This is a genomic window from Nocardia rosealba (genome assembly GCF_020216065.1).
Taxonomy (GTDB): domain Bacteria; phylum Actinomycetota; class Actinomycetes; order Mycobacteriales; family Mycobacteriaceae; genus Nocardia; species Nocardia rosealba.
In genome coordinates this window covers 152627-179531 of record NZ_JAIWNA010000008.1, presented here as the reverse complement: position 1 = coordinate 179531, position 26905 = coordinate 152627, and the positions used below count along the sequence as shown (strand labels likewise).

The 26905-nt window shown below is 68.0% G+C and carries 29 protein-coding genes; 15 read left to right on the top strand and 14 right to left on the bottom strand.

Translation table 11 applies throughout. The features are described 5' to 3' along the window. Positions 1–269: 269 nt before the first annotated feature. Both LDL21_RS25390 and LDL21_RS25385 read right to left on the bottom strand, forming a co-directional pair. Positions 270–1304 (bottom strand): hypothetical protein, encoded by a 1035-nt coding sequence (locus LDL21_RS25390; RefSeq protein ID WP_225282053.1) that lies wholly within the window; start codon positions 1302–1304, stop codon positions 270–272. Positions 1305–1480: 176 nt separating this feature from the next. Beyond that, positions 1481–2878, bottom strand: coding sequence for an NAD(P)H-quinone dehydrogenase (locus LDL21_RS25385; RefSeq protein ID WP_225282052.1), 1398 nt, complete (start codon positions 2876–2878; stop codon positions 1481–1483). Between the two features lie 210 nt (positions 2879–3088). Here LDL21_RS25385 and LDL21_RS25380 point away from each other — a divergent pair, with 210 nt between their 5' ends. Beyond that, on the top strand, positions 3089–3553 hold the full coding sequence (locus tag LDL21_RS25380) for a gamma-glutamylcyclotransferase family protein (RefSeq protein WP_067490738.1): 465 nt from the start codon (positions 3089–3091) through the stop codon (positions 3551–3553). 61 nt (positions 3554–3614) lie between these two features. Here the strand turns inward: LDL21_RS25380 and LDL21_RS25375 are convergent, their stop codons facing one another. The 3 genes from LDL21_RS25375 to LDL21_RS25365 all read right to left on the bottom strand — a co-directional run bounded on the left by LDL21_RS25375 (position 3615) and on the right by LDL21_RS25365 (position 6857). Further along, on the bottom strand, positions 3615–4778 hold the full coding sequence (locus tag LDL21_RS25375; RefSeq protein WP_225282126.1) for a M20 family metallopeptidase: 1164 nt from the start codon (positions 4776–4778) through the stop codon (positions 3615–3617). A gap of 125 nt (positions 4779–4903) precedes the next feature. Beyond that, complete coding sequence (locus tag LDL21_RS25370) at positions 4904–6106, bottom strand: M20 family metallopeptidase (RefSeq protein ID WP_181697561.1); 1203 nt, start codon at positions 6104–6106, stop codon at positions 4904–4906. A 49-nt stretch (positions 6107–6155) separates the two neighbouring features. Continuing rightward, complete coding sequence (locus LDL21_RS25365) at positions 6156–6857, bottom strand: enoyl-CoA hydratase-related protein (RefSeq protein ID WP_225282051.1); 702 nt, start codon at positions 6855–6857, stop codon at positions 6156–6158. A gap of 105 nt (positions 6858–6962) precedes the next feature. Here LDL21_RS25365 and LDL21_RS25360 point away from each other — a divergent pair, with 105 nt between their 5' ends. Further along, positions 6963–7742, top strand: a complete 780-nt coding sequence (locus LDL21_RS25360) for a purine-nucleoside phosphorylase (RefSeq protein WP_225282050.1) — start codon at positions 6963–6965, stop codon at positions 7740–7742. Further along, positions 7743–9245 (top strand): phospho-sugar mutase, encoded by a 1503-nt coding sequence (locus LDL21_RS25355; RefSeq protein WP_225282049.1) that lies wholly within the window; start codon positions 7743–7745, stop codon positions 9243–9245. Positions 9246–9254: 9 nt separating this feature from the next. Here LDL21_RS25355 and upp read toward each other — a convergent pair whose 3' ends face one another. Further along, positions 9255–9878, bottom strand: coding sequence for a uracil phosphoribosyltransferase (gene upp, locus LDL21_RS25350; protein WP_067641384.1), 624 nt, complete (start codon positions 9876–9878; stop codon positions 9255–9257). Positions 9879–10021: 143 nt separating this feature from the next. On the opposite strand from upp, the gene LDL21_RS25345 reads away from it, so the two are divergent. From LDL21_RS25345 to LDL21_RS25325, 5 genes are read left to right on the top strand one after another with little or no spacing between them, the layout of a single operon-like run. Continuing rightward, a complete protein-coding gene (locus LDL21_RS25345) occupies positions 10022–10342 on the top strand; it encodes a hypothetical protein (protein ID WP_067490775.1) in 321 nt (106 codons plus the stop codon). Continuing rightward, positions 10339–11466, top strand: a complete 1128-nt coding sequence (locus tag LDL21_RS25340) for a C40 family peptidase (RefSeq protein ID WP_225282048.1) — start codon at positions 10339–10341, stop codon at positions 11464–11466. Before LDL21_RS25345 ends, LDL21_RS25340 begins: the two co-directional genes overlap by 4 nt. Then, positions 11463–11816, top strand: coding sequence for a hypothetical protein (locus LDL21_RS25335; protein ID WP_067490779.1), 354 nt, complete (start codon positions 11463–11465; stop codon positions 11814–11816). Before LDL21_RS25340 ends, LDL21_RS25335 begins: the two co-directional genes overlap by 4 nt. Beyond that, positions 11813–12166, top strand: a complete 354-nt coding sequence (locus LDL21_RS25330; protein ID WP_225282047.1) for a YbaB/EbfC family nucleoid-associated protein — start codon at positions 11813–11815, stop codon at positions 12164–12166. The genes LDL21_RS25335 and LDL21_RS25330 overlap by 4 nt, the downstream gene beginning before the upstream one ends. A 20-nt stretch (positions 12167–12186) precedes the next feature. Continuing rightward, positions 12187–13419 carry a SatS C-terminal domain-containing protein gene (locus LDL21_RS25325; RefSeq protein WP_225282046.1) on the top strand — a complete coding sequence of 411 codons (1233 nt, stop codon included), beginning with the start codon at positions 12187–12189 and terminating at the stop codon, positions 13417–13419. Between the two features lie 43 nt (positions 13420–13462). Here LDL21_RS25325 and LDL21_RS25320 read toward each other — a convergent pair whose 3' ends face one another. The 4 genes from LDL21_RS25320 to LDL21_RS25305 all read right to left on the bottom strand — a co-directional run bounded on the left by LDL21_RS25320 (position 13463) and on the right by LDL21_RS25305 (position 17088). Further along, entirely contained in the window at positions 13463–14560 is a 1098-nt protein-coding gene (locus tag LDL21_RS25320) for an adenosine deaminase (protein WP_181697567.1), read from the bottom strand. A gap of 185 nt (positions 14561–14745) precedes the next feature. Beyond that, on the bottom strand, positions 14746–15228 hold the full coding sequence (locus tag LDL21_RS25315; RefSeq protein WP_225282045.1) for a hypothetical protein: 483 nt from the start codon (positions 15226–15228) through the stop codon (positions 14746–14748). 42 nt (positions 15229–15270) lie between these two features. Further along, entirely contained in the window at positions 15271–16557 is a 1287-nt protein-coding gene (locus LDL21_RS25310; RefSeq protein WP_225282044.1) for a thymidine phosphorylase, read from the bottom strand. A gap of 129 nt (positions 16558–16686) precedes the next feature. After that, the gene (locus tag LDL21_RS25305; RefSeq protein WP_225282043.1) at positions 16687–17088 is read right to left on the bottom strand and encodes a cytidine deaminase; all 402 of its coding nucleotides are present in this window, start codon (positions 17086–17088) and stop codon (positions 16687–16689) included. A 289-nt stretch (positions 17089–17377) separates the two neighbouring features. Here LDL21_RS25305 and sdhC point away from each other — a divergent pair, with 289 nt between their 5' ends. The 4 genes from sdhC to LDL21_RS25285 are packed head-to-tail and all read left to right on the top strand — an operon-like array spanning position 17378 to position 20774. Continuing rightward, a complete protein-coding gene (sdhC, locus tag LDL21_RS25300; RefSeq protein ID WP_181697571.1) occupies positions 17378–17782 on the top strand; it encodes a succinate dehydrogenase, cytochrome b556 subunit in 405 nt (134 codons plus the stop codon). A gap of 1 nt (position 17783) precedes the next feature. Beyond that, a complete protein-coding gene (locus LDL21_RS25295; RefSeq protein ID WP_181697572.1) occupies positions 17784–18218 on the top strand; it encodes a succinate dehydrogenase hydrophobic membrane anchor subunit in 435 nt (144 codons plus the stop codon). A gap of 16 nt (positions 18219–18234) precedes the next feature. Continuing rightward, positions 18235–20004 carry a succinate dehydrogenase flavoprotein subunit gene (gene sdhA, locus LDL21_RS25290; RefSeq protein ID WP_220139230.1) on the top strand — a complete coding sequence of 590 codons (1770 nt, stop codon included), beginning with the start codon at positions 18235–18237 and terminating at the stop codon, positions 20002–20004. Next, on the top strand, positions 20004–20774 hold the full coding sequence (locus LDL21_RS25285) for a succinate dehydrogenase iron-sulfur subunit (RefSeq protein ID WP_067490793.1): 771 nt from the start codon (positions 20004–20006) through the stop codon (positions 20772–20774). Before sdhA ends, LDL21_RS25285 begins: the two co-directional genes overlap by 1 nt. Before the next feature lie 56 nt (positions 20775–20830). Here the strand turns inward: LDL21_RS25285 and LDL21_RS25280 are convergent, their stop codons facing one another. Then, entirely contained in the window at positions 20831–21439 is a 609-nt protein-coding gene (locus LDL21_RS25280; protein ID WP_225282042.1) for a dihydrofolate reductase family protein, read from the bottom strand. A 161-nt stretch (positions 21440–21600) separates the two neighbouring features. On the opposite strand from LDL21_RS25280, the gene LDL21_RS25275 reads away from it, so the two are divergent. Next, positions 21601–22098 carry a DoxX family protein gene (locus LDL21_RS25275; RefSeq protein WP_225282041.1) on the top strand — a complete coding sequence of 166 codons (498 nt, stop codon included), beginning with the start codon at positions 21601–21603 and terminating at the stop codon, positions 22096–22098. Here the strand turns inward: LDL21_RS25275 and LDL21_RS25270 are convergent, their stop codons facing one another. Then, on the bottom strand, positions 22099–22812 hold the full coding sequence (locus LDL21_RS25270; protein ID WP_225282040.1) for a TetR/AcrR family transcriptional regulator: 714 nt from the start codon (positions 22810–22812) through the stop codon (positions 22099–22101). Between the two features lie 28 nt (positions 22813–22840). Beyond that, positions 22841–24094: a cytochrome P450 gene (locus tag LDL21_RS25265; RefSeq protein WP_220139255.1), complete on the bottom strand. Its 1254-nt coding sequence runs from the start codon at positions 24092–24094 to the stop codon at positions 22841–22843. A 144-nt stretch (positions 24095–24238) separates the two neighbouring features. On the opposite strand from LDL21_RS25265, the gene LDL21_RS25260 reads away from it, so the two are divergent. Together LDL21_RS25260 and sph are read left to right on the top strand one after the other, a co-directional pair. After that, the gene (locus LDL21_RS25260; RefSeq protein ID WP_225282039.1) at positions 24239–25132 is read left to right on the top strand and encodes a fructosamine kinase family protein; all 894 of its coding nucleotides are present in this window, start codon (positions 24239–24241) and stop codon (positions 25130–25132) included. Positions 25133–25252: 120 nt separating this feature from the next. Next, positions 25253–26212 (top strand): sphingomyelin phosphodiesterase, encoded by a 960-nt coding sequence (gene sph / locus LDL21_RS25255; RefSeq protein ID WP_225282038.1) that lies wholly within the window; start codon positions 25253–25255, stop codon positions 26210–26212. A gap of 14 nt (positions 26213–26226) precedes the next feature. Here sph and LDL21_RS25250 read toward each other — a convergent pair whose 3' ends face one another. After that, positions 26227–26895: a JAB domain-containing protein gene (locus LDL21_RS25250; protein ID WP_225282037.1), complete on the bottom strand. Its 669-nt coding sequence runs from the start codon at positions 26893–26895 to the stop codon at positions 26227–26229. Positions 26896–26905 lie beyond the last annotated feature (10 nt).

Genomic DNA, 26905 nt, shown 5'->3' with positions numbered 1-26905 from the left:
GGCGCGGGCGCGGAGCCCGGCTGCGCGGGTCGCCAACCGACCTCCGGCAGCGGTCCCGGCGGAGCGGGCGGCGGCACGGCGAGCGGTCCACCGAAACCGGCGTCGTCGACCGGCGGCCCGAAATCGCCTACGGGAGGACCGAATTCACTCGCGGGCCGGTTACGGCCGCGCTCGTTCTCGTCATCCTCGGTGGCCACAGTCCCATCCTTTCCCCAGGACACACGTGTGGGGCGGTCGCCATCCGACCGCCCCACACGACGTACTGCGTGTCAGTACTGGAGCGAGCCACCCCACTGAGTGGTGACACCCGCGACGTTGATCGTCTGCAGCAGCTCCCCCGGCACCGGAAGTGTAGCCTTCGCGGCCTGTTCCATCGCGGCGGCACCGCCCGGCTGAGCCTTGATCCAGTTCTCGACCGCCGCCTTGGCCAGGTTGGCCTGGGTGGTGTCGAGAACGGTGACCATGGTGTTGTCGGGGCGGCCGTCGCCACCGTTGAAGGTGGTGACCTTCACCGAGTTCTCGCCGACGTACTCGACCGCCACACCGGCGTCACCGAAGCCGCCACCCGGCGTGCGGTAGCCGATGGTGCCGACGTAACCGGAAGCGTTGTTGTAGTGGTGGGTGTTGGCCAGCACACCCGGCAGCAGCGAACCGCCGTCGACGGTGACGCCGACTTCCTGGTGCGGGCCTTCCATCTCGACGACCGGCGCGGCGGGCGCGTTGGCCAGGCGCGGCGCCTGCCAGGCGGGCTCCTGCGCTTCCTGCGGCTCCTGCACCAGGGTCTCGGGGCCATCTTCGGCGGCACCGCCCTGCGCCTGCGGGGCGGCGGGCTGGTTCTGCGAGGGCGCGGGCGTCTGCTGGGCGGGGGTGCCGCCCTGCTGGCCCGGCTTGGCCTCTTCCGGCTTCTCCGGGTTGTTCACGGCGGGCTGGGCGGGGTTGCCCTGACCGGCCTGACCCGGCACCGGCAGCGGCGCGGTACGCGGGGTGGTGGTGACGCCCGGCTGGCTCGGCGTCGGCTTGGCCTGCTCCGGCTCCTCCGGCGCGGGGGTGGTGACACCCGGCTGCGCCGGCGTGGGCTTGGACTCGCCCGGCTTCACGTTCTCCGGGGTCTCCGGCTGCTTCTCCTCGGGAGTGACCGTCTCCGGCGTCTCTCCCGGCTGCTGGCTCGGGGTCTCGGTGCCCGGCTGCGCAGGAGCCGGAGTCGCGGGTGTGGTCGGCTGGTCGCTGGGGACCGCGCCGGCCGGAGCCGCGAGGAGGGTCGCCACGGCCGCGGCGGCGGCCAGGGGCAACGACGTGCTTGCCATCGCTCGCTGCGCCCGACTCGGCTTACGATGCTTCACTTTTCGCTAATCCCTTTCCCGGAGGGAATCCCCCACAATCCACCACGCGCTCATATTCGAACGCGCCTCGGCCGTGAGTCAACCATATGAGCGCGAGACAGGCAACGCGGCAGTAGCTTTCGGATATCGGGCGTGGGGGCTCAGTCCAGGTCGTCGTGGCGCATCAGCAAACGACCGGCTTCGGTGACCGATCCGGTGAGCGACGGGTACACCGAGAAGGTCTGCGCGAGGTCGGTGACGGTGAGGTTGTTCTGCACCGCGAGCGCGATCGGCAGGATCAGCTCCGAGGCAATGGGGGCGACGACCACACCGCCGATCACCACACCGGTGGCGGGGCGGCAGAAGATCTTGACGAAACCCCGGCGCAGCCCCGACATCTTCGCGCGCGGATTCGTGTTGAGCGGCAGCATGACCGTGCGCGCGGGCACCTCGCCGTTGTCGATGGCGGTCTGGCTCACCCCGACGGTCGCGATCTCCGGACGGGTGAACACCGCCGAGGCGACGGTCTTGAGCCGGATGGGGCTCACACCCTCGCCGAGCGCGTGGTACATCGCGATCCTGCCCTGCATCGCGGCCACCGAGGCGAGCGGGAGCAGGCCGGTGCAGTCGCCCGCCGCGTAGATACCCGGCACCGAGGTGCGCGACACGCGGTCGACACGCAGGTAGCCGTTGTCGAGTTCGATACCGACCCGGTCGAGACCGAGGTCGGCGGTGTTCGGGGTGGAGCCGACGGTCATCAGGGCGTGGGTACCGGTGACGGTGCGCCCGTCGGACAGCTTCACCACGATGCCGTCGGCCGTGCGCTCGACGGCGTCGGCGCGGGCGTGCTTGACCAGTTCCACACCGCGTTCGGCGAGGGCTTCCTCGAGCACGAGGGCAGCGTCGGCGTCCTCGCCGGGCAGCACGCGGTCGCGGCTGGACACCAGCTTCACCCGCACACCCATCTCGGTGTAGGCGGAGACGAATTCGGCACCGGTGACACCGGATCCGACCACCACCAGGGTCTCCGGCAGTTCCGGGAGGTCGTAGAGCTGGCGCCAGGTGAGGATTCGCTCACCGTCGGGTTCGGCGCCGCGCAGCACCCGCGGGCTGGCGCCGGTGGCGATGAGCACCACCTCGGCCTCGAATTCCTCGGTGCTGCCGTCGGCCATGGTGGCACGCACACGATGCGCCAAACCGGCTGCGGGGCCGACCAATTCACCGCGCCCGGCCAGCAGTTGCACGCCGGCGGCCTGAAGTTTGGCGCGGATGTCGGAGGACTGGGCGAGGGCGAGCGCCTTCACGCGGCCGTTCACCTCGGGCAGGTTCACCTTCGCCTGGCTCGCGTCCAGGGTGATGCCGAGGTCGCGGGCGCGGCGCAGATCGGTACGCAGACCGGTGGAGGCGATGAACGTCTTCGACGGAACGCAATCCCACAGCACACAGGCGCCGCCGATGCCGTCGGCATCGACCAGGGTCACCGAGGCCCCGTGCTGGGCGGCCACCAGAGCCGCCTCGTAACCCGCCGGTCCACCGCCGATGATCGCAATCCGTGCCACCAGTCACGCTCCTGTGCTCGCCTGATCGGGCATCGCCCCTTGTGAGGGCCGCCCGCGCTGTCGCCCCATCATTTCAGGTGCGCCGTGACGCGACCGGGTCGGCTCGGTGAACAACGTTCGGCGTGTTCGCCGTCACCGCCGAGTGTGACCGTGAGCCGATCTGGGTGGGAGACAGGAATTCCGCGCGGTTTATTGGCTACAGTTCCTCAGGTGCCGATCTATGCCGCTTACGGGTCCAACATGGACTCCACGCAGATGCTGGAACGCTGCCCGCATTCGCCCATGTCCGGGACCGGGTGGCTGGAAGGTTGGCGCCTGACCTTCGCCGGTGACGACATCGGCTGGGAAGGGCCGTTGGCCACCGTCGTCGAAGATCCGGGCTCCCGGGTGTTCGTCGTCCTCTACGACGTGTCCCCGGAGGACGAGGAACGCCTCGACCGCTGGGAGGGCTCCGACTTCGGCATCCACAAGAAGATCCGGCTGCGGGTCACCGGCACCCAGGGCGAGTCGCGGCTGGCCTGGTTGTACGTGCTCGACGCGTACGAGGGCGGGCTGCCGTCGGCGCGTTATCTGGGTGTCATCGCCGATGCCGCCGAGAAGGCGGGCGCACCCGAGGACTACGTGCACGCCTTGCGCACCCGCAACAGCAAGAATGTGGGTCCGGGGTCGGCCTGAGCCGACCCCCCGAGCACGGGGAGTGCGCCAACTACCACACTCCCCGCCCTCGCAGTGCCCCTCAGGCCTGCAGCACGATATTCGTCAGTGTCCGCACGCCGACGGCAAGCGCGCGTTCGTCGATATCGAACGTCGGCTGATGGAGGTCGAGTTGCTCGCCGGTCCCCGACCACACGCCGAGCCGCGCCATCGCGCCCGGCGCGTGTTCCAGGTACCAGGAGAAGTCCTCGCCGCCACCCGATTGGGGGGTGTCGGCCAGTGCGTCGGATCCGATCGCCAGGACGGCGTTCTCGAACATCAGGGTCGAGGCCGCGTCGTTGACCACCGGGGGTACGCCGCGCTTGTAGTTGAGCTGGTACCGCACCCCGGTCGGCGCGAGCAGGCTGTCGACGATCTCGCGGACCAGCGGCTCGAGCAGCAACCAGGTGGGGTGGTCGCCGGTGCGGACGGTTCCGGTGAGCATGCCGGTCTGCGGGATGGCGTTGGGTGCCTTGCCCGCGCTCACCGCGCCCCACACCATCACGGTGCTGGTGCGCGGATCGACCCGCCTGCTCAGCAGCCCGGGCAGCCCGGTGATGACGGTGCCGATGGCGTACACCAGGTCGCTGGTGAGGTGCGGCCGCGACGTATGCCCGCCGGGTGAGTCGAGCACGAGTTCGACGGTGTCGGCCGCCGAGGTGATCGCCCCGGTCCGCAGCCCGACCTTGCCCACTTCCAGTCGCGGGTCGCAGTGCAGCGCGAAGATCCGGTCCACACCGTTCATCCCGCCTGCCGCGACCACATCGAGCGCGCCGCCGGGCATCACTTCCTCGGCGGGCTGGAAGATCAACCGCACGCCGACCGGCAGGGTGTGTTCGGCCTCGGCCAGTGCGAGCGCGGTCCCGAGCAGCACCGTGGTGTGCGCGTCGTGGCCGCAGGCGTGGGACACACCGGGCACGGTCGAGGCGAAGCTCAGGCCGGTGAATTCCTGCATCGGCAGGGCGTCCATGTCGGCGCGCAGGGCGATGCGCGGTCCGTCGGACGGTCCGAGATCACAGATCAGTCCGGTGCCACCGGGCAGCACCTCCCAGGTCAGGCCCGCCTTGGTGAGCCAGCCGGAGACGAACTCGGTGGTGGCGAACTCCGCCCGCGACAACTCGGGGTTGGCGTGGATGTGCCTGCGCCATTGCACCAGGTCACCGGTGTGTTCGGCCAGCCATGCGTCGACGATCTCGGTTCCCGACATCATGGTTGGTTCGGCGACCGGCCGGGTCGGGAACACCGTGGGCTCACGCATCACCGACGGGGTGGCAACACCCATCGATAGAGCGTCAGCGCCTGCGCGTGCGGTGCCCGAATGGCCGGAAATACTCACCGAATGTCCTCCTGTCGTTCGATCAGACGTTGCAACAACCTGTCCCTGTGTACTTCATCGCGCGCGATCGCGACAGCGGTACGCGCGAGCGCGAGCGCACCGTCGATCACGGCCTGATCCGCCGAGGCGTTCACCGCGGCCGCCGCGAAGTCCGGTTGGTGGGTCACCGCGCCACCGGCGTCGATGCCGATCACCGGATGGATGCCGGGGATCACGTTGGTGACGTTGCCCATGTCGGTGCTCCCGAGCGGTCGCAGCACCTCGAGCTCGGGCGCGATCGGCACCCGTCCCAAACCGGTGATCTGCGCGCGGTAGGCAGCGATGAGAACCGGGTCGGGGGTGAGCTCGGTATAGGTGGGCGCGAGCGTCCGTATGTCGTGGGTGCAGCCGGTCGCCAGGGCGCCCGCCGCGAAGCATGCCTTCGCCCGGCGCATCAGGTCGTCCAGGGACGCGGCGTCGGCAGCGCGAAGGTAGTACAGCAACTCCGCACGTCCGGGCACGATGTTGGGGGCTACACCACCGTCGGACACTATACCGTGCAGCTGCTGGCCGGGCCGCAGATGCTGGCGCAGCAAGCCGAGAGCAACCTGGGTGACGGTGATCGCGTCGCCGGCGTTGAGGCCGAGTTCCGGCGCGGCGCTCGCGTGTGCCTCGCGGCCGTGGAACGTGACGGCGAGGTCGGCCAGCGCCAGCGATCGGGCGCCGACGATGTCGGCCGGGCCGGGGTGGACCATCATCGCCATCGCGATGTCGTCGAAGGCGCCCGCCTCGAGCATGAGTACTTTGCCGCCGCCGCTCTCCTCGGCGGGCGTGCCGAGCACGACGACGGTGAGGCCGAGCTGATCGGCCACCTCGGCCAGGCCGAGCGCCGCGCCGGTCGAGGACGCGGCGATGATGTTGTGCCCGCAGGCGTGCCCGATCTCGGGCAGCGCGTCGTATTCGGCACAGATGCCGACCGTGAGCGGGCCGCTGCCGTAGACGGCGCGAAAGGCCGTGGGCAGCCCGGCGATTCCGGTGGTGATCTCGAAGCCACGGGCGCGTAGCGGGGCGAGAACCTTGGCGACGCTTCGGGTCTCGTCGAAGGCCAGTTCGGGTTCGGCGTGAATGGCGTGCGACAACCCGATCAGCTCGTCCGAAGCCGCGAGGATCGCGGTATCGGCTGCGGTCGCCGAGAATTCGCCGGTACGCGAGGGTGCCATGCACTCAGTCTCGCATCAGTGCTCCACCCGGGCGCACCGGCGAAGGACCTCAGTTGCCGAAGGGCAGGTTCTCCGGGGTCACCGGCGTGGCGAGCGCGGCGAGGGTCTCCGCGTGCAGCGAGGTCTTGATGATCGGGGTGATCGGCTTGCGCAGGCTGGTGAGCGCGGCGGCACGGGCGACGGCGGTGGGCAGCACCTCGTCGGCGTCGGCCTTCGCGTCGACGATGCCCGCGGCGATCGCCTCGTCGGCGCCGAAGCGGTGCCCGGTGGTCATCGCCTGCACGCACACCTGATTGCTGAGGCGGCCCTTCAGCAGCGCGTTCATGCCGATGGTGAAGGGCATGCCGAGGTGCACTTCGGGCAGCGACCAGAAGCCGCGGTCGCCGCGCATCACCCGGAAGTCGTGCGCGGAGGCGAGCATGGCGCCCGCGCCGAAGGCATGACCGTTGATCGCGGCGACGGTCGGCATCGGGAAGGTCAGCAGGCGGGTGTACAGCGTGTGCACGCGGTCGAGGTAACCGTGGATCTTGTCCAGGTTGGCGAACACCCAATCGGTGTCGAGGCCGTTGCTGTAGAACTTGCCGGTCGCGACGGTGACCAGCGCCGCGGCACCCTCGGAGGCCTCGACCTTGTCGAGTTCGGCGTGGAAGGCGTCGATCCAGTCCGGCGAGAAACGGTTCTCGTTGTCGGTCTGCCCCTCGTCACCGAGGTACAGGACGAAAACTTCACCAGAGCGCTCCAAATACGGCATACGGGCAGAATAAACCGCACCTGAACCCTGCCCTACTCGCGGGTAGGCGGATTCCGTGCAGCCACGCGGCACCGTTTCCGCGCCGGGGCTAATAGGCTGTCCACCATGCTTGCCGAACAGGCCGCCGAGGCTATCGCCGAACGTACGGGAGTGCCGCGTCATCGCGTGGCCGTGGTGCTCGGATCGGGGTGGCAGCAGGCCGCGGCCGAGATCGGCGCGCCGCATGCCTCGATCGCCATGCCTGACCTGCCCGGCTTCGGCAGACCGAGCGCGCAGGGGCACGGCGGGATGGTGCACTCGGTCACCGTCAACGACAACAATGTGCTGCTGCTGATGGGCCGTCAGCACCTGTACGAGGGCTACACGCCCCAGCAGGTGGTGCACCCGGTGTCGGCGGCGATCGCGGCCGGTGCGGAGATCGTGCTGCTCACCAATGCCGCGGGCGGGATCAGGGGCGGGCTACGGGTGGGCGAGCCGGTCCTGATCGCCGACCACCTGAACCTCACCGCGCGCACCCCGCTGGAAGGGGCGCGGTTCGTCGACCTGGTCGACGCCTGGGACCCCGAATTGCGCACGCTGGCAAAGGAACTCGACCCCTCGCTCGGTGAAGGCGTGTACGCCGGGCTGCTCGGGCCGCAGTACGAGACGCCCGCCGAGATCCGCATGCTCGCCACTCTCGGCGCCGACCTGGTCGGCATGTCGACAGTGCTCGAGGCGATCGAGGCGCGTTCGCGTGGGGCGCGCGTGCTCGGCATCTCGCTGGTCACCAACTTGGCCGCCGGGGTCACCGGTGAGCATCTCTCGCATGCCGAGGTGCTGGCCGAGGGGCAGGCCGCCGCGCCCCGGCTCGGCAAGCTGCTGCGCGGCATCCTGGAGCGGGTGTAGATGCTGCGCTTCGGGACCGCGGGCCTGCGTGGCCCGTTGCGCGAGGGACCGGACGGGATGAACGTGACCACCGTGTCGCGGGCGACCGCCGGCCTGGCCGACTGGTTGCGGGCGCGGTGTCTCGGCGGCGGTGCGGTGGTGGTCGGGCGCGATGCCCGGCACGGTTCCGCCGAATTCGCGACCGCGACCGCCGAGATCTTCACGGCCGCGGGCTTTCCCGTGACCCTCTTGCCCGAGCCCGTGCCGACGCCGGTGGTGGCGTTCGCGGTGCGCGAGCTGGGTGCGGTGGCGGGCGTGCAGATCACCGCCTCGCACAATCCCCCCGCCGACAACGGGTACAAGGTGTATCTCGACGGTGGCTCGCAGCTCATCGCACCGGCCGATACCGAGATCGAGCAGTACATCGAGAAGGTCGTCGAACCGGTTGAGCGGGAGCCTGTTTCACCGTCCGGGGCCGAACTGGTCGACCGGTACCTGGCGCGGGTCGCCGAACTGCCCGGTGTGCTGGGCGGTCCTGGGGCGCGGGCCGAGGCGCGGATCGCCCTGACGGCCATGCACGGTGTGGGCGGTGACCTCGCCGTGCGGGCGCTGCACGCCGCGGGCTTCACCGACGTGCACGTGGTCGACGAACAGTTCGCCCCCGACCCCGACTTCCCCACCGTCGCATTCCCCAACCCCGAGGAGCCGGGAGCGGCCGATCTGCTGCTCGCACTCGCCGAGCGGGTGGGCGCCGATGTGGCGATCGCCCTGGATCCCGATGCCGACCGGTGTGCCGTCGGCGTGCCGGGACCGAACGGCTGGCGTATGCTGCGCGGCGACGAAACCGGTGTGCTGCTCGCCGATTACGTGCTGCGCACCGCTTCCGCGGACCCGCTCGTCGCCACGACAATCGTTTCCTCGCGCCTGCTCTCGAAGCTGGCGGCCGCCCGTTCAGCTCGCTATGCCGAGACCCTCACCGGCTTCAAATGGCTGGCCAGGGCAGGCAACGGACTCGTGTACGCCTACGAGGAAGCCATCGGCCACTGCGTAGACCCGTCGACAGTGCGCGACAAGGACGGCATCTCCGCCGCGGTGGCCGCCGCCGATCTGGTCGCCCTGCTGAAGACGCAGGACCGCACTCTCCTCGACGAACTCGATTCCTACGCGGTCGAATTCGGCCTCCACGTCGGCGGTCAGGTATCGCTGCGTCTGCCCGACCAAGCGGCAGCCACCACCCTCGCGGCGGCCCTTCGCACGAATCCACCCGTCGAGATCGCGGGCACACCGGTGAAATTCACCGATCAAGCCCAGGTCCGCGGCCGAATGCGCACGGACGCACTGATCTTCGAGGCCGACGACTTCCGCATCGTCGTCCGCCCTTCGGGCACCGAACCGAAATTGAAGTGCTACCTGGAGGTCTTCGCCCGGGTCGCGGACAGCGCCGACCTACCGAAGGCCCGCGCTGCCGCCACAGCAAGACTCGATGACCTGGCCGACTTCTGCCGAGCGCTCGAGCTTCCTTAACACTCGGTTTCAGCGGGGGCCGAATTGGCGGTCGCCCGCGTCGCCGAGGCCGGGGACTATGTAGGCGTGTTCGTTGAGTTTCTCGTCGACGACGGCGGTGACGAGGCGGACGGGCAGGCCCGAGTCGGACAGGGCGGCAACACCTTCGGGGGCGGCTACGACGCAGACGGCGGTGATGTCGGTGGCGCCGCGGGCGACGAGGAGTTCCAGGGTGTGGATCATCGAGCCGCCGGTGGCGAGCATCGGGTCGAGGACGAAGACGGGGAGGTCGGTCAGGTCGGTCGGCAGGGATTCCAGGTACGGGACGGGCTGGTGGGTTTCCTCGTCGCGGGCGATGCCGACGAAACCGACGCGGGCCTGGGGCACGAGATCGGCGGCGGCGTAGACCATGCCGAGGCCCGCGCGCAGGACCGGGACGAGCAGCGGTGGGGCGGCCAGGCGGACACCGTCGGTGACGGCGACCGGCGTGTTGATCGGTTCGCGGACGACGGGCGCGTCACGCAGGGCCTCGTACATCAAAATGCCCGTGAGGTCGGCCAATGCGTTGCGGAAGGTGGCGTTGTCGGTGCGGGCGTCTCGCATCGTGCTCAGCAGAGTGGCGGCGAGCGGATGGTCGACGGTGTCGGTGCGCATGAAAAAACGATAGGGTCACCCACGCGCTTCCGGTGCGTCCGCTGGGGAAATTTCGCGGAAGAGGGAACCGAACGCGGAGCCGGTGCGTCGAATCATGTGAATGACGTACTCTGCCCGGGAACTCGAGGATTGGGGGAAGTTCGATGGTAAAGATGTCGGCCGATGCCGAGGGCATCGTCGCCTATAGTGCGACCGCCGGAACCATGTCCACCGAATTCGCCACGGCGGCGGCCGCATCGGTGGCATCGAACCCGGCTCTGCTCGGTCCGGTGATGGGACTCATCGGCGGCGATTTCGTCACCGCCTACGCCGCCGCCCAGGCCGGTCACGTCGCCGCGATCGCCCAACTCTCGGCCGTGATGGCCAGCATGGGCACCGCAACGGCCGGCGCCGCGACCACCCTCGTCGACACCGACACGGGCAATGCCGCCGCCATCGAATCGGCAGCGGGCGAACTCGCATGATCGACCTCAGCGGACTGGCTCAACCCCTGTACGACCTGCTGTCCAGCTTCGGTAGCGGTGTCCTCGGCACCGGCGGCGCGTCCGACGGCCTGCGCAGCACCTCTGCCGAGATCGACCAGATCTATCAGCTCGGCCGCACCGGCATCAACGCCGTGAACACCGCCTGGGACGGTCTGGCCGTCGACGCGGTCACCTCGAAGGCGCTGCGCGTGCAGACCTCCTCGGCCACCCTGTCCGACACCGGCAACGAGATGGCCACCGTGGTCGACCAGGCCGCCGCGTATGTGCAGACCGGGCAGAAGGAACTCGACGGGATCGTCAATTCCTTCCTCACCGAGGTCTCCGCGCTCAGCCCGGTCCTGGCCACCCCGGCGGGCCTCACCGCCGTCGTCGCCTCGGCGATCGACCACATCGGCCAGGGCATGGGCGTGGTCGGGCGGGTGCAGGACGAACTCGGCACCCAGACCGCCGCCATCAAGGAACTCACCCCGGCGCCGTCGAGCACTCCGCTGGCCAACACCGCCAACCTGTCGACTTCGGCCGCCTCCACGCTGCTGTCCACCGCGACGAGCGCGGGCGGTTCGATGCTGAGCGCGGTGTCGTCGGGCCTGTCGACGGCCATGGGCGGTGGCGACTCGAGCAGTACGGGCGGGACGAGCACGGGCAACTCGACCAACAACGGCAAGACCTCGACCCCCACCGGGTCGTCCACGGGCTCCACCGGCACCGGCGTCAAGGTCACCCTGCCCGACGGCAGCGTGGTCGAAGCGCCCAACGAGGAGGCCGCCACGGCCGTGCGCTCGGCCATCGGCGCGGTCGGCACCCCGTACGTGTGGGGCGGCAACGACCCGGGCTCGGGCATCGACTGCAGTGGTCTCACCAAGTACGCCTACGGCGAGGCCGGGGTGGAGCTCCCCCGCCTGGCCCAGGAACAGCACATCGGACACCCACAGGTGTCACCCGGTGACCTGATGCCCGGTGACCTGGCCGTATGGGACGGCCACGTCGCCATGGTCGTCGGCAACGGGCAGCTCGTCGAGGCGGGCGACCCGGTCTCGATCAGTTCGATCCGAACGGAGAACAGTGGCATGGAGTTCTACGGCTTCTACAGGCCTACCTCATGAGCGAAACCCCGATCCCCGAGGTTCCCAATGTGGAAACCGCGGTCAGCACCAACCGGTCGGGCACCATCTCGGTGCGGGCGACCAGCATGGGGCTGCCGATCGCGCTCAAGTTCGAGCGCAGCGAATACCAGTACGGCGCGCAGGCGCTCGCCGATGAGATCCTTCGCCTGACCAGGCGTTCGACCATCGCGGCCGCCGCGCGCCTGCGCGAGGTGTACAGCGAGCAGGCAGGCATCCCCGATGCCCTGCTCGACAAGATGAACCTGCCGACCCGGCGTCAGGCCGTCGACGAGCTCGACCGCATCGACGACGCCGACACCGGTCAGACGAGCTGGATGAGGCCCCTGTGAGCGCGGAAATGGACGCCCTGGTCGCGGGCGTGACCGAGAAACTCGAGGCACTCGAGGCGGCGCTGTACGGGTTGAAGCAGGTCAACGGCAAGTTCACCACCGAGGACGGGCTGGTCACCGCCGAGGTGAACAGCGACGGCGCGCTGGTCGATCTGCGCCTGGACGAGGGCATCACGGCCCTGCCGCCGGCGGATGCCGCGCAGCTGATCCTGTCGGCGTGCAGGCAGGCCACCGAGACCGCGGGCGAAGCGCGCTCCAACATCATTGCGACACTGAACGAATCGCTCACCGGCGGCACTGCACACCCGCCGGGGGAATTAGCACCCGGGCCGGATAGTGCGCGGCGCTGAAGCTCGATAGGCTTCGCGTCATGGCTTCTGGAGACATCGTCCCGATCGAGCTCGGTCTGACCGATGGCGATCTCGTCACCCTGTGGGCACCGCGCTGGCGCGACGGTGACGACGAGTACATGGCGTTCCTCGGACACGAGGACGACCTCTACGGTTTCGAGTCCGTTGCGGAGTTGGCCGCGTTCATCCGCACCGACACCGACAACGACCTCGTCGAGCATCCGTCGTGGGCGGTGGTCGCCGGCCTGTCGGCCGCCGAACTGGAGCCGGAGGAAAACTTCACCTTCGACCTGGTCTCCGTGCCCGAGCTGGCCGCGGGCGAACCCGACGGTGAGGTGGTCGGCGAACTCGAGGACACCTTGGCGATGGTTCGCAACATCGGCGACGTGTGCGAGCTCGACGTGGTGACGACGTTCTTCGACGACAACCCGGTGCTCGGCGTGCTGGCCAACGGCGTCGGCACCTTCACCGGGCGCGACGGCGAGGAGCTGTGGGACCAGGTCGGTGCCGCCATCGTCAAGGGCTGGGACGACGTGCTCGACGCGATCGACAGCATCGTCACCACCCCCGAGGTGGATGCCGCGGCGGTCGAGGTCGCCGAGGCCGAACTGCTGGCCGCGGAGGAGAACGTGGTCGACGCCGACGACGTGGTCGAGGAGGACGAGGAGTTCGAAAGCGTCGACCTCACCGCCGACGACGAGGACGAGACCTTCTGGCACGAGGTCGGCATCGACCCGGTCAAGATCGTCACCTCCGACGGTGAGCACTTCACCCTGCGCTGCTACCTCGACGACGAGCCGATCTTCCTCGGCAACGGCCGCACCATCACGGTGTTCGGTTCCGAGCGCGCGCTTGCCCGCTACCTGGCCGACGACCACGAGCACGAGCTGGCCCGGGTATCGACCTTCGGCGACGTGCAGACCGCCGCGGTCGACGGTTCACTCGAGGTGGAGGTGAGCGACGAGAACGTCTACGTGCTCACCGGTCTCGTCGAGGACCTGGCCGAGGGACCGGAGGCCGTCGACATCGAACAGCTCGACCTCGCCGTCGAATTGTTCACCGACGCAGCCGATTACGCCGACGACGACAGCGTGGAACAGGCGCTTGCCGCGTCGAACCCGCTGGGTTGGTACGTCTCCTACCTGCTCAACCCGGACCCAAACCGGTTGGCCCCGAACCCGCCGTTCACGGCCGAGGCCCAGCAGTTCCGCGAACTGCAACGCACGTTCGAAGCACGGCTGGTCAGCGAGTAGCAAGACGAGAAGGGTGGCACCGACGAGGTGCCACCCTTCTTCGTCATCCGACCAGGACCGCGTAGCGCGGTTTGATGATCTCGTCGATGATCTTCAGGCGATCGGGGAACGGGATGAACGCCGACTTCATGGCGTTGATGGTGAAGCGTTCCAGGTCGCTCCAGCCGTAGCCGAAGGTTTCCACCAGTTTGAGCATCTCCTGGCTCATGGTGGTGTCGCTCATCAGCCGGTTGTCGGTGTTGACGGTGACCCGGAATCGCAGCCGGGCCAGCAGGTCGAAGGGGTGCTTGTCGAGCGAGGGCACCGCACCGGTCTGCACGTTCGACGACGGGCACAGTTCCAGCGGCACCCGCATGTCACGCACGTAGTTGGCGACGATCCCGAGCTGGGCCTCCTCGATGTCGCCCGGCACGCTGATGTCGTCGGTGATGCGCACGCCGTGCCCGAGACGGTCGCACCCACAGAAGGCGAGCGCCTCGTGGATCGACGGCAATCCGAACGCCTCCCCCGCGTGAATCGTGAAGTGCGCGTGGTTGACTCGCAGATATTCGAAAGCGTCCAGGTGCCGGGTGGGCGGGAACCCGGCCTCGGCCCCGGCGATGTCGAACCCACCGACCCCGCTGTCGCGGAAGCGCACCGTGAGCTCCGCGATCTCCCGGGAGCGCGCGGCATGCCGCATGGCGGTGAGCAGACATGTCACCCGGATGATGTTGCCCTGCTCCGCCGCGATCGCCTCCCCCTCCCGGAATCCGGCAAGGGTGTGCTCGACCACCTCGTCGAGCGTGAGCCCCTTCTCCAGATGCTGCTCGGGTGCGAACCGCACCTCGGCGTAGACCACCCCGTCGGCGGCCAGATCGATGGCACATTCGCGAGCCACCCGCCGCAATCCCTCCGGTGTCTGCATCACCGCGACGGTATGGGCGAACGTCTCGAGGTACAGCTCGAGCGACCCGCTGTCGGCGGCGTCGCGAAACCACGCGCCCAAACTCTCGGCATCCTGCGCGGGTAGTTGGTCGTAGCCGCACTCGGCGGCGAGCTCTAGCACTGTCTCCGGCCGCAGACCACCATCGAGGTGGTCATGCAGCAGGGCTTTGGGTGCACGTCGGATCGAAGCAAGGTCGAGGGGCGCCGGTCCAGTCATATCCAAACGTTAGCTGGACCCACCGATCCCGGCAGCCCAGTTCCCCGAGGAGACCTACCGCACCACCAACCCACCGCCCCACTCGAGCCCGCCACTCCCCCTTTCCAGCCGCACGGCGCTACTCGAGCCCGCCACCTACCGCACTCCCCGCCACACCACCTGTGTCCGCCACCTACCGCACCCCCTCAGCCCACCTGCCCTAGCACCGACTCCCCCGACTCACTCGGCGATGGCGCGCATTGGACCCAGCGTTTGGTCCCAGGTAGCGCAGCCGCAACCGCCGTGACAATGAACAGCACGATCACCGACACCCAAGCCACCACCGGCGCGACGGCGCCGACCATGAATGCCACCACGGCGCCCAGCAACGACCCGGTGAGTACCAACGTCCGTCCGCGCGGCTTTCGGCGGCCGAGCAGGCGGGCGCCGATCAGGTTCAGCACGCCGACCGGAGCGACGATCGCGGCCATGATCACCAGCATCACGCCCGTGACGAGCCGAAAGTCCACCTGATCCGGTTCGATCGGCTCGTTCACCACCCTGACGGCGTCGAAAATCATCAGCCCGGCGATCGCGAACGCGATCAGCGCCGAGATGAAGGCGAGCACCCGCGCGACCGCCGCCGTCCGCCTCCCGTTGTCGGCCGCTCCCGCCGCGACCACCGACACAACGAACCTCCCCATCGTGGCCACGCGGCCACGACTATTACCTCAATCGACCCGTCCCAGCACAAGCTCCCCCGGCTTGCTCTCCGGGGTGAGTTCGATCCCCACCGCACCGTCGAGTGCTTCCAACGCTCCCGCGAACGCTTGGGGCGTGTCCGTGTGCAGGGTGAACAAGGGCTGGCCGATCGCCACCGAATCGCCGGGCTTGGCGTGCATCTCGACACCCGCGCCCGCCTGGACCTGCTCGCCTTGTCGGGCGCGGCCGGCACCGAGCCGCCAGGCCGCCAGACCCACGCCCATCGCATCGAGCCGCGTCAACACACCGGCCGTCTCGGCCCGCACCGTCTCGGTATGCCGCGCGGTCGGCAGTGGGGCATCGGGGTCGCCGCCCTGTGCCTGGATCATCGTCCGCCAGTGATCCATCGCCCGACCGTCGGCGAGCACCTCGGCCGGGTCGACATGCAGCCCGGCCTGGGCCACCATCTCGCGAGCCAGGGCGAGCGTCAGCTCGACCACATCGGCGGGCCCACCTCCGGCCAGCACCTCGACCGATTCCGCGACCTCGAGCGCGTTGCCGGCGGTCCGGCCGAGCGGGGTGTCCATCGCGGTCAGCAACGCGACGGTCTTCACGCCGGCATCTCGCCCGAGTTCGACCATCACGGCGGCCAGCTCGCGCGCCTCGTCGAGGGTCTTCAGGAACGCCCCGGTCCCGACTTTCACGTCGAGCACCAGCGCCGCGGTCCCTTCGGCGATCTTCTTGCTCATGATCGAGCTGGCGATCAGCGGAATCGACTCGACCGTCCCGGTCACATCACGCAGCGCGTACAGCCGCTTGTCGGCGGGAGCGAGGTCGGCGCCCGCCGCGCAGATCACCGCGCCGATCTCGGGGTCGGCGAGGATCTCGCGCATGCGGGGCACAGTGATGTCGGCCTGCCAGCCGGGGATCGACTCGAGCTTGTCCAGGGTGCCGCCGGTGTGCCCGAGGCCGCGCCCCGACAGCTGCGGCACCGCCGCACCACAGGCCGCCACCAGGGGCGCCAACGGCAGGGTGATCTTGTCGCCGACGCCACCGGTCGAATGCTTGTCGACGGTGGGCCGCGGCAGGTCGGTGAAGTTCATCCGGCTCCCCGAACCGATCATCGCCGCCGTCCACCGCGCGATCTCGCGCCGGTTCATGCCACGGAGCAAGATGGCCATCGCCAGGGCCGACATCTGTTCGTCGGCCACGATTCCCCGGGTGAACCCGTCGACCACCCAGTCGATCTGTTCGTCCGACAGCTCGCCGCCATCCCGTTTGCCCCGAATGATCGATACCGCGTCCAGTGCCGTCATGCGGCCAGTCTGGCACGCGACATCGGCCGCGGCACTCCGCACGCCGAGCGAGCCTCCGCCGTTCCGCCATCGGCTCGGAGCAGGACCCGATCACCCTCGTTCGGGTCGGTCACTGGTCGACCGGTGCGATCAGCGCTGCCCGGCCGCCAGATCATCGGGCCCGAACGCGTACGGCAACAGCTCGCTCAGCGTCTTGGGCCCCTCGGCATGGTCGACGAGCAGCTCGCCCCCGCCGTGCTCGAACAGCAGCTGCCTGCACCGCCCACACGGCATCAGGATTTCCCCACGGGAATCGCTCACCGATACCGCCACAAGGCGTCCCCCACCCGACCCGAATAAGTTACCGACGAGTACGCATTCGGCACACAGGGTTAGTCCATATGAGACATTTTCCACATTGCAACCGCTCACAATTCGACCATCCACGGTGAGAGCCGCAGCACCGACCGGGAAACCCGAGTACGGGGCATACGCGCTACCCATTACGCGAATTGCCATGTCGCGCAAGGTATTCCAGTCGATTTCGGACATCGCGAACCTCCAGCCGATACCGCCGAACATGTCCGCGCGAGGGCTCGGACACCAGTATTCGGCATCGAGAAAGGTAAACCTAACTCGGCCGATTCGTGCACAACGCACGGCACGCCGAATTAGTTCCGCGAAACAGAGAGGATTAGAGTCAGCCGAAGATCGGTTCAGGTTCCCGGCGGCGGGCCAGCGCTCGAGAATACAGCGCAGCCACCTGGGCATTTGCCTCTCCACGCAGCCGGCGTCGGATCTGTGACCGGGTCCATCAACGACGTTGGAGGCACCGCACTCTATGACCACGATAGAAGCTCCGGCTCCGGCCCAGCCGAAGCGGAAGACGCTGTACCGCGGCGACCCCGGCATGTGGTCCTGGGCGCTGCACCGGATCACCGGTGTCACGATCTTCTTCTTCCTCTTCGTGCACGTGCTGGACACGGCACTGGTTCGGGTGAACCCGAACACCTATGACGAAGCCATCGAGCTCTACAAGAACCCGCTGGTCGCGCTCATGGAGATGGGCCTCGTCGTCTGCGTACTGTTCCACGCGCTCAACGGCGTCCGCGTCATCCTCGTCGACTTCTGGTCGCAGGGTCCGCGCTTCCAGAAGCAGATGCTCTGGGTCGTGCTGACCATCTGGATCCTGGTCTCCGCCGCGGGCGTCGGCCGCCAGTTCTTCTACCTGCTGACGGAGCACTGATATGTCTGCACCTGTCCTCGGCAAGTCCTACGACCGCCCCGCCAGCCTCGACGCCCCCCGCGCCCCCCGCGGCAAGGCGAACAGCAACTTCGAGAAGTACGCGTGGCTGTTCATGCGCATCTCGGGCCTGTTCCTGATCGTGCTGGTCATCGGCCACATGTTCATCATGCTGATGATCGACGGCGGCGTGAACCGGCTGAACTTCGCGTTCGTCGCCGGTCGCTGGTCCAGCCCGTTCTGGCAGTTCTGGGACCTGTCCATGCTGTGGCTGGCTCAGCTGCACGGCGGCAACGGTCTGCGCACCGTCATCGATGACTACTCCCGCAAGGACTCCACCCGGTTCTGGCTCAAGACCATCCTCGTGGTCTCGATGATCCTGGTGATGAGCGTGGGCACCTACGTCATCTTCACCTTCGACCCCAACATCACCGGTTAGGAACAGGCCACCTCGCATGAGTGAATCCCGTCCGATTCAGGAACATCGCTACGACGTCGTCATCGTCGGCGCCGGTGGCGCGGGCATGCGCGCGGCGATCGAGGCCGGTCCCCGGGCTCGTACCGCGGTCCTGACCAAGCTCTACCCGACGCGCAGCCACACCGGCGCGGCCCAGGGCGGCATGTGCGCCGCACTGGCCAACGTCGAAGAAGACAACTGGGAATGGCACACCTTCGACACCGTCAAGGGTGGTGACTACCTCGTCGACCAGGACGCCGCGGAGATCATGGCCAAGGAGGCCATCGACGCGGTCATGGACCTGGAGAAGATGGGCCTGCCGTTCAACCGCACGCCCGAGGGCAAGATCGACCAGCGTCGCTTCGGTGGCCACACCCGTGACCACGGCAAGGCGCCCGTGCGTCGCGCGTGTTATGCCGCCGACCGCACCGGTCACATGATCCTGCAGACGCTCTACCAGAACTGCGTCAAGCACGACGTCGAGTTCTACAACGAGTTCTACGTGCTCGACCTGGTGATGACCGAGTCCGACCGTGGCCCCGTCGCCACCGGCGTCGTCGCCTACGAGCTGGCCACCGGCGAGATCCACGTCTTCCACGCGAAGTCGATCGTGTTCGCCACCGGCGGCTCGGGCCGCATGTACAAGACCACCTCGAACGCGCACACGCTGACCGGTGACGGTATGGCGATCGTGTTCCGCAAGGGCCTGCCGCTCGAGGACATGGAGTTCCACCAGTTCCACCCGACAGGCCTCGCGGGCCTGGGCATCCTCATCTCCGAGGCGGTCCGTGGTGAAGGTGGCATCCTGCGCAACGCCTCCGGTGAGCGCTTCATGGAGCGCTACGCCCCCACCATCAAGGATCTCGCGCCGCGTGACATCGTCGCCCGCTCGATGGTGCTCGAGGTGCTCGAAGGCCGCGGCGCCGGGCCGAACAAGGACTACGTCTACATCGACGTGACCCACCTCGGCGAGGACGTGCTCGAGGAGAAGCTGCCCGACATCACCGAGTTCGCGCGCACCTACCTGGGTGTGGACCCGGTGAAGGAGCTCGTGCCGGTCATGCCGACCTGCCACTACGTGATGGGCGGTATCCCCACCCGCATCCGTGGCGAGGTGCTGCGCAACAACACCGACGTGGTCCCCGGCCTCTACGCCGCCGGTGAGTGCGCGTGTGTGTCCGTGCACGGCGCGAACCGTCTCGGCACCAACTCGCTGCTCGACATCAACGTGTTCGGCCGTCGCGCCGGCATCGCCGCCGCCGAGTACGCCCAGCGCACCGAGTTCGTCGAGATGCCGGAGAACCCGGCGCAGATGGTGCAGGACTGGCTGGCGCTGATCCTGTCCGACCACGGCAACGAGCGCGTGGCCGACATCCGCACCGAACTGCAGTACACGATGGACATGAACGCCGCCGTGTTCCGCACCGAGGACACCCTCAAGCAGGCCCTCACCGACATCCACGCGCTCAAGGAGCGCTACACCCGGATCACGGTGCAGGACAAGGGCAAGCGCTACAACAGCGACCTGCTCGAGGCCGTCGAGCTGGGCTTCCTGCTCGAGCTGGCCGAGGTCACCGTCGTCGGCGCGCTCAACCGCAAGGAATCGCGCGGCGGCCACGCCCGCGAGGACTACCCGGATCGCGACGACGTGAACTTCATGCGGCACACCATGGCGTACAAGGAGGGCCCGGAACTCATCTCCGAGATCCGCCTCGACTTCAAGCCGGTGGTGCAGACCCGCTACGAGCCGATGGAGCGTAAGTACTGATGACTGCTGTAGCAGAACCAACCACGCAGAAGCCCGCGCCTGTTCCCGAGGGCTCGGTCATGGTCACCGTGAAGGTGGCCCGGTTCAGCACCGAGAACGACAAGGGCGCGTACTGGGATTCGTTCCAGGTGCCGGTCCTGCCGACCGACCGCTTCCTCAACGTGTTGATCTACATCAAGTCCTACCTGGACGGCACCCTGACCTTCCGGCGTTCCTGCGCCCACGGTGTGTGCGGTTCCGACGCGATGCGGATCAACGGTGTGAACCGGCTGGCCTGCAAGGTCCTGATGAAGGACATGCTGCCCAAGGGCGACAAGACCCTCACCATGACCGTCGAGCCGATCCGCGGCCTGCCGGTGGAGAAGGACCTCGTCGTCGACATGGAACCGTTCTTCGACGCGTTCCGTGCCGTGAAGCCGTACCTGATCACCTCGGGTAACGAGCCGACCCGCGAGCGCATCCAGTCCCAGCACGACCGCGCCCGCTTCGACGACACCACCAAGTGCATCCTGTGCGCCTGCTGCACCACCTCCTGCCCCGTGTACTGGAGCGACGGCAGCTACTTCGGCCCGGCCGCGATCGTGAACGCCCACCGCTTCATCTTCGACAGCCGCGACGAAGGCGCCCGCGAGCGTCTCGACATCCTCAACGACGTCGAAGGTGTCTGGCGCTGCCGCACCACCTTCAACTGCACCGACGCGTGCCCCCGCGGCATCGAGGTCACCAAGGCCATCCAGGAAGTCAAGCGAGCCCTCCTCTTCGCCCGCTGACCTCCCCGGCCCCCACAAAGGCCGCCTTCATCTTTCGATGGAGGCGGCCTTTGCCGTCACTCTTCCTGGGCGAGATGGGTTTTGGCGTCCTCGTATGACCCGCTCGGGGCGGTGGCATCCTTGGTGTAGACCAGGTGCAGTACGCCGGTGTCGAAGGTTTGCGAGGAGAGCAGGCGGAGGGGGATCGTCGTCCCGTCTTCGAACAGCCGCTCCCCTTTGCCGACCACGATCGGGTGCACCAGCAGGTGCAGTTCGTCCAGCAGTCCTGCGGCCAGGAGTTGGCGCACCACCGATACCGAGCCGCTGATCGCGATGTCCCCGCCCGACCCATTCCTCAGCTCGGCCGCGGCGGCGGTCAGTTCGCCGTCGAGGCGCTCGGAGTTGCGCCACGGGAAGTCGCGGTCCTCGTGGGTCACCACCAGTTTGCGGGCGTCGCCGAGCTTTTCCGCGAACGCCGCGTCGGGTCCGCCCTCGGCTTCCCGGGCGGGCCATGCGCCGGCGAAGCTTTCGTAGGTCACCCGGCCGAGCAGGAGGGTGTCGGCGCTGCCGAGCTGGGCGTCGACCGCGGCGCCCATGGCGTCGTCGAAGTAGGGGAAATGCCAGTCCTGTGGGTCGGCGATCACGCCGTCGAGAGACATGAACAGACCGGCGGTGATCTTCCTCATCGGTACTTCTCCTCGGTGAGCGGTGAGTGTGTCGATTACTACGACGGTGCGCGGCTACCGAACTAATCGCGGGGCAGCAGGTTGCGCGGGCAGACTTGACGAAGTAATAGATAGCGATACTATCCATAATAGACAGTGTCACTATCTACTATGGAGTCGCCGTGATCGTCGTCGTTCTTCTCGTCTCGCTCCTCGGCTTCCGGGCACTGGGTGCGCTGGGCGTCAGCCGGTTCGCCACCTGGTCGGCAGCTGCCGCGCACGCACTGGCCGTCATGCTGATGATGACCGGTTCCGCCCACTTCATGCCGTCGAGCGTCACCGTGATGCCCAACTACGGCGACCTGGTGGCGATGGTGCCGTCGTTCGTTCCGTTCCCCGGATTCATGGTGCTGTTCACCGGCGTGCTGGAACTGCTCGCGGCCGTCGGCCTGGTCCCCACCCGGACGCGCCGGATCGCGGGCTGGGCACTGGTGCCACTGTTCGTACTACTGCTGCCCGCCAACATCTACGCGGCCGTCGAAAACGTCACCTTCGCAGGCGAACCCGCGTCTCCCCTGTGGCAGCGCATCCCGGAACAGCTGCTGTACATCGGCTTCGCGATCTGGGCGACGGGTTCACTCGCTCCGGCCGCACGGGATCGCGTGCCCGCCCAGCGGTGACTACGCGAAACCGGTGGTGCGGGCCAGGTCGGCGAGCATGGTGTCGAACATGACTTCGGGGTCGGTGAGGGGAATGGGGAAGTTGCCGAACACCTCGAGGGTGACGTGCCCGAACAGGCGAACCCAGGTCTGCACCATCACGTAGGTCACGCCGAGATCCAGTTTCTCGGCGGGGAACTTCTGGCCCGAATCCGAGAGCATGGCGAGCAGTTCGGTCTGGAAGTCGATCAGGTCGTCGCGAAGTTCGACGGGGATGGATTCGCCGGGCGGGGTGGCGATCTCGAAACTGGCCAGCAACCGGCCCGCGGCCGCGAGGAAGATCCGGCCGAAGGGTTCGTCGAAGCGGCGGAGCATGGCGCGACTGGAGGTGGGCGAGGCGAACACCAGGGTGAATTCCCTGGGGTTGGCCAGCGCCCACCGGCGGAAGCCGCGGCAGATCGCGAGGAACTGCACCGCGCCGTCGTCGGGCAGGTCCGCGATGCCCGCCGACAGGTTGTCGGCGAGGTCGGCACAGAATTCCACGCGCAACCGCTCGATCAGCTCGTCGCGGGAGTCGTAGTGCCGGTACAGCGCGGGCGCGGTGACGCCGAGTTCGCGCGCGATGGCCCGCAGGGTGACCGCGTCGGGGCCGTGCTCGGCCAGCAGCCCCCGCGCGACCCGCCGGATATCGGCGTCGGCCACGACGGGCGCCCGCCCGCGCGCCTTGCCCGTCAACCAGCCACCCCCTCGCTACTGTTCGGGCTCAAGAGTATTCGACTTCCCACCGCTTGATGCCGTTGAGCCAGCCGCTGCGCAAGCGCACCGGTTCGGCGACCTGACGCAGATTCGGCATCGCGTCGGCAAGAGCATTGAACATCAGGTCGATCTCCAGGCGGGCCAGATTCGCGCCGACACAGTAGTGGGTTCCGGTGCCACCGAACCCGACGTGCGGATTGGGGTTGCGCAGCACATCGAATCGGAACGGGTCGGTGAAAGCGGTCTCGTCGAAATTGGCCGAGCTGTAGAACAATCCGAGGCGCTGGCCCTTCTTGATCTGCTGTCCGCCCAACTCGAGGTCGCGGGTCGCGGTGCGCTGGAAGGCGGTCACGGGGGTGGCCCAGCGCACGATCTCGTCGGGCGCGGTGCGCGGCCGCTGGTCCTTGTAGATCTCCCACTGCTCAGGGTTGTCGACGAAGGCCTTCATGCCGTGGGTGATCGAGTTACGGGTGGTCTCGTTGCCGGCCACCGCCAGCAGGATGACGAAGAACGCGAACTCGTCGGAGCCGAGGTGCTCGCCGTCGACATCGGCGTTCACGAGCTGGGTCACGATGTCGGAGGCCGGACAACCGCGCCGCTGCTCGGCCATGTTCCAGGCGTAGCCCATCACCTCGGCGGTGGCGGTGTGATGATTGCCCTCGAACTCCGGGTCGTCGTAGGAGATCATCTGGTTGGTCCAGTCGAACAGCTTCATCCGGTCTTCCTGCGGCACGCCGAGCAGTTCGGCGATGGCCTGCAGGGGCAGCTCGCACGCGACCTGCTGCACGAAATCGCCCCGGCCGGACTTCTTGGCCTCCCAGACGATGCGTTCAGCCCGTTCGGTGAGCGCGGCACGCAGGTTCTCCACCGCGCGGGGAGTGAATCCCTTGGACACGATGCGCCGGATCTTGGTGTGCTGCGGCGGGTCAAGGTTCAGCATGAGCATGTTGGCGAGCATGTCGATCTGCTCGCGGGTGGTTTCCTCGTTGAACCGGATGATGGCGGTGTTCTCGTGCGAGGAGAAGTCCTCGGGGTTCTTCGAGATCTCCTTGATGTCGGCCAGCGTCGACACCACCCAGTAGCCACCGTCGTCGAAGCCGCTGGCCCGGTCGGGCTGCGCGCACCACCAGACCGGCGCCGTGCGCCGCAGTTGCGCGAACTCCTCGATCGGCAGACGCTCGGCGAGCAGGTCGGGATCGGTGAAATCGAATCCCGCGGGGATATCGGTGCTGGTCACGGTGTCTCCTTCGGCTGACTCCATAACGTGATGTAGAACACGTTCGGATCGATGAAACCACGCCGCGCCCATTTGTGAACAGGTTTTAGTAATACCTGTTTATGAAACGTGGGCGACAAGATGAGGCGAATCCGTGCGCGCGCCGACTCCGCTGGGCAAGATGGCGGCGTGGACTTGCCGTACCTGCGAGCCAACCCGCACCTGCTGCCGACCTTCCTCGCGCATCAGCGCCTGCGCACCACCCCGGTCGGCGGTGGGTCGATCGCGGTGGCCGAGCGCGTCGGCCTCGACGACGGCACCCAGCTGTTCCTCAAAACCTGGCCCGGCGGTATCTCGGCCGCGCCTACCGACGGCACGCCGACTGCCGCACCGCCGGGATTCTTCGCAGCCGAAGCACGCGGCCTGCGCTGGCTGCGAGAGGCGGGCGGTGTCGCGATCCCCGAGGTCTACGCCGTCTCCGACGACCTGCTGCTCATGGAATGGGTCGACCATGCCGAACCCTCCCCGGCCGCCGCCGAACGATTCGGCACGGGACTGGCTCGTCTCCACAACGCCGGCACGGCCGAATTCGGCGCTCCCGTCGACGGTTACCTCGGGAGCCTGCCGCAGGACAACACCCCCGGCCACGATTGGCCGACCTGGTTCCGAGAGCGCCGAATTCTTCCGCTCCTGCGCCTCGCCGTCGACGCGGGCGCACTCGACCCGGCCGACACCACTGCCGTCGAGTCGATCCACCTCGAAGCCCCCGCCGAACCGCCGTCCCGAATCCACGGCGACCTCTGGCCCGGCAACATTCTCTGGGGCCCGCCCGACACCCCATGGCTGATCGATCCCGCCGCGCACGGTGGCCACCGCGAAACCGACCTGGCCACACTCTTCCTCTTCGGCGGCGCGCCCCACCTCTCCCGAATCATCGCCGCCTACAACGAAATCCATCAGCTCGAGGCGGGCTGGCAGGAGCGCATCCCACTCCATCAACTTCCCCTGCTCCTGGTTCACGCCGTCCTGTTCGGCCGCTCGTATCGCACCGCCGTCCTCGACGCGGCCGCCCGGTATCGATAGGCCGCACTCGGCACCAACAGGTCCTGAACCAGGGCTTACAAATTTACGTTCCGTGTAACGATTCGATGTCGGGACGCTCTAGCGGTCGTCGCAGAACTGGTCATGTGACCAAACTGCCTCATGTTCAAACGATTGACACTCGCCGTGGTCTGTGGCGCAGCCGCCCTCCTGCCCGTCGCCGTCCCCGCGGATGCGGCGCCGAAGTCAGATCCGAAGATCGCCTCCTACAACGTCTTCATGCTCGCCGAGGCGCTCTACCCGAACTGGGGACAGGAGCAGCGCGCCGACCTCATCTCGCAGCAGAACGTCCTCGCGGGGCAGGACGTCGTGGTGCTTCAAGAGCTGTTCCACAACGAGGCGGGCGACCAATTGCTGAACAACCTGAAGCGGGACTTCCCGAATCAGACCCCGGTGGTCGGGCGCACCCGCTCCGGCTGGGACGCCACCCAGGGCTCGTACTCCGCAACCACCCCCGAGGACGGCGGTGTCGCGATCGCGAGCCGGTGGCCGATCAGCCGCAAGGTGCAGTTCGTATACAAGGACGCGTGTGGCGCGGACTGGTTCTCCAACAAGGGCTTCGCGTATGTGAAGCTCGCCGCGCCCGGCGGTCCGGTGCACGTGATCGGCACGCACATGCAGTCCGAGGACGACGGGTGCAGCTTGGGCCAGCCCGCTCAGGTGCGGGCGAAACAGCGCGCACAGATCAAGGCCTTCCTCGCCGCGGAGCGGATTCCGGCCGATGAGCCGGTGTATGTCGCGGGCGATATGAACGTGATCGAAGCCAGCCCCGAATACGGCGCCATGCTGGCCGATCTCGCTGCCGTAGGCCCCCAGCACACCGGTCACGAGTTCTCCTGGGACTGCGCGGACAATTCCGTCTGCCGCGACCAGTACGGCCCCGAATACGCCTCGGAGCACCTCGATTACGTGCTTCCCATCAAGGGCCACCCGGTGCCCGACCGCTATGTCAACGAAACCCGTCGAGCCAAGAGCCCGAGCTGGAGCGTCACCGCCGACGGCACCACCTACACCTACACCGACTACAGCGACCACTACCCGGTCTTCGGCTACACCGGCTGACGTGGCGAAGACGGTCACGGATACGGTGCGGCCCTCGCCCAGTTCTCGCCCGCTATGACGACGTGGTCGAGGTAGCGGAGGCCGACTGTGGCGGCGGCCTGGTACAGGAGGGTGCTGGCTCGGCGGTCGTCCGGGCTGGGGGCGGGGTCGCCGGAGGGGTGGTTGTGGACTACGGCGAAGGCTCGGCCGTCGTGGCGCAGGACGGTGTTGAGGATTTCGCGGACGGGGACCGCTACGTGGTCGATGGCGCCCTCGGCGACGAAAACCCGGTGGCGCAGGCGGTTCTGGGTGTCGCAGATCAGGACGAGCAGGCGTTCCACGCGGGCGCCGGCGAACAGCGGGGCGGCGGCGCGTGCGATGTCGTCGGGTGCGGTGAGCCTCGGTACCGGTTCGCTGGTTCGCGAACGGGTGCCGAGGTGGAACGCCGCGATCACGGCGGCGGCCTTGGCCGGGCCGATCCCGGCCTGCGATGCCAGCTCCTCGGGGCGGGCGGCGGCGAGTTCGGCCAGACCGCCGTATTCGGCGAGCAGGTGGGCGGCGAGTTCGAGTGCGGACTGCCCGCGCGTGCCCTGACCGAGCAGCAGCGCGAGCAATTCGGCGTCGGTGAGCACGTGTGGGCCGAGCGCGAGCAAACGCTCACGCGGGCGCTGGGCGACGGGCAGATTCGCGATCGGTACCGACACATTCCCCCCT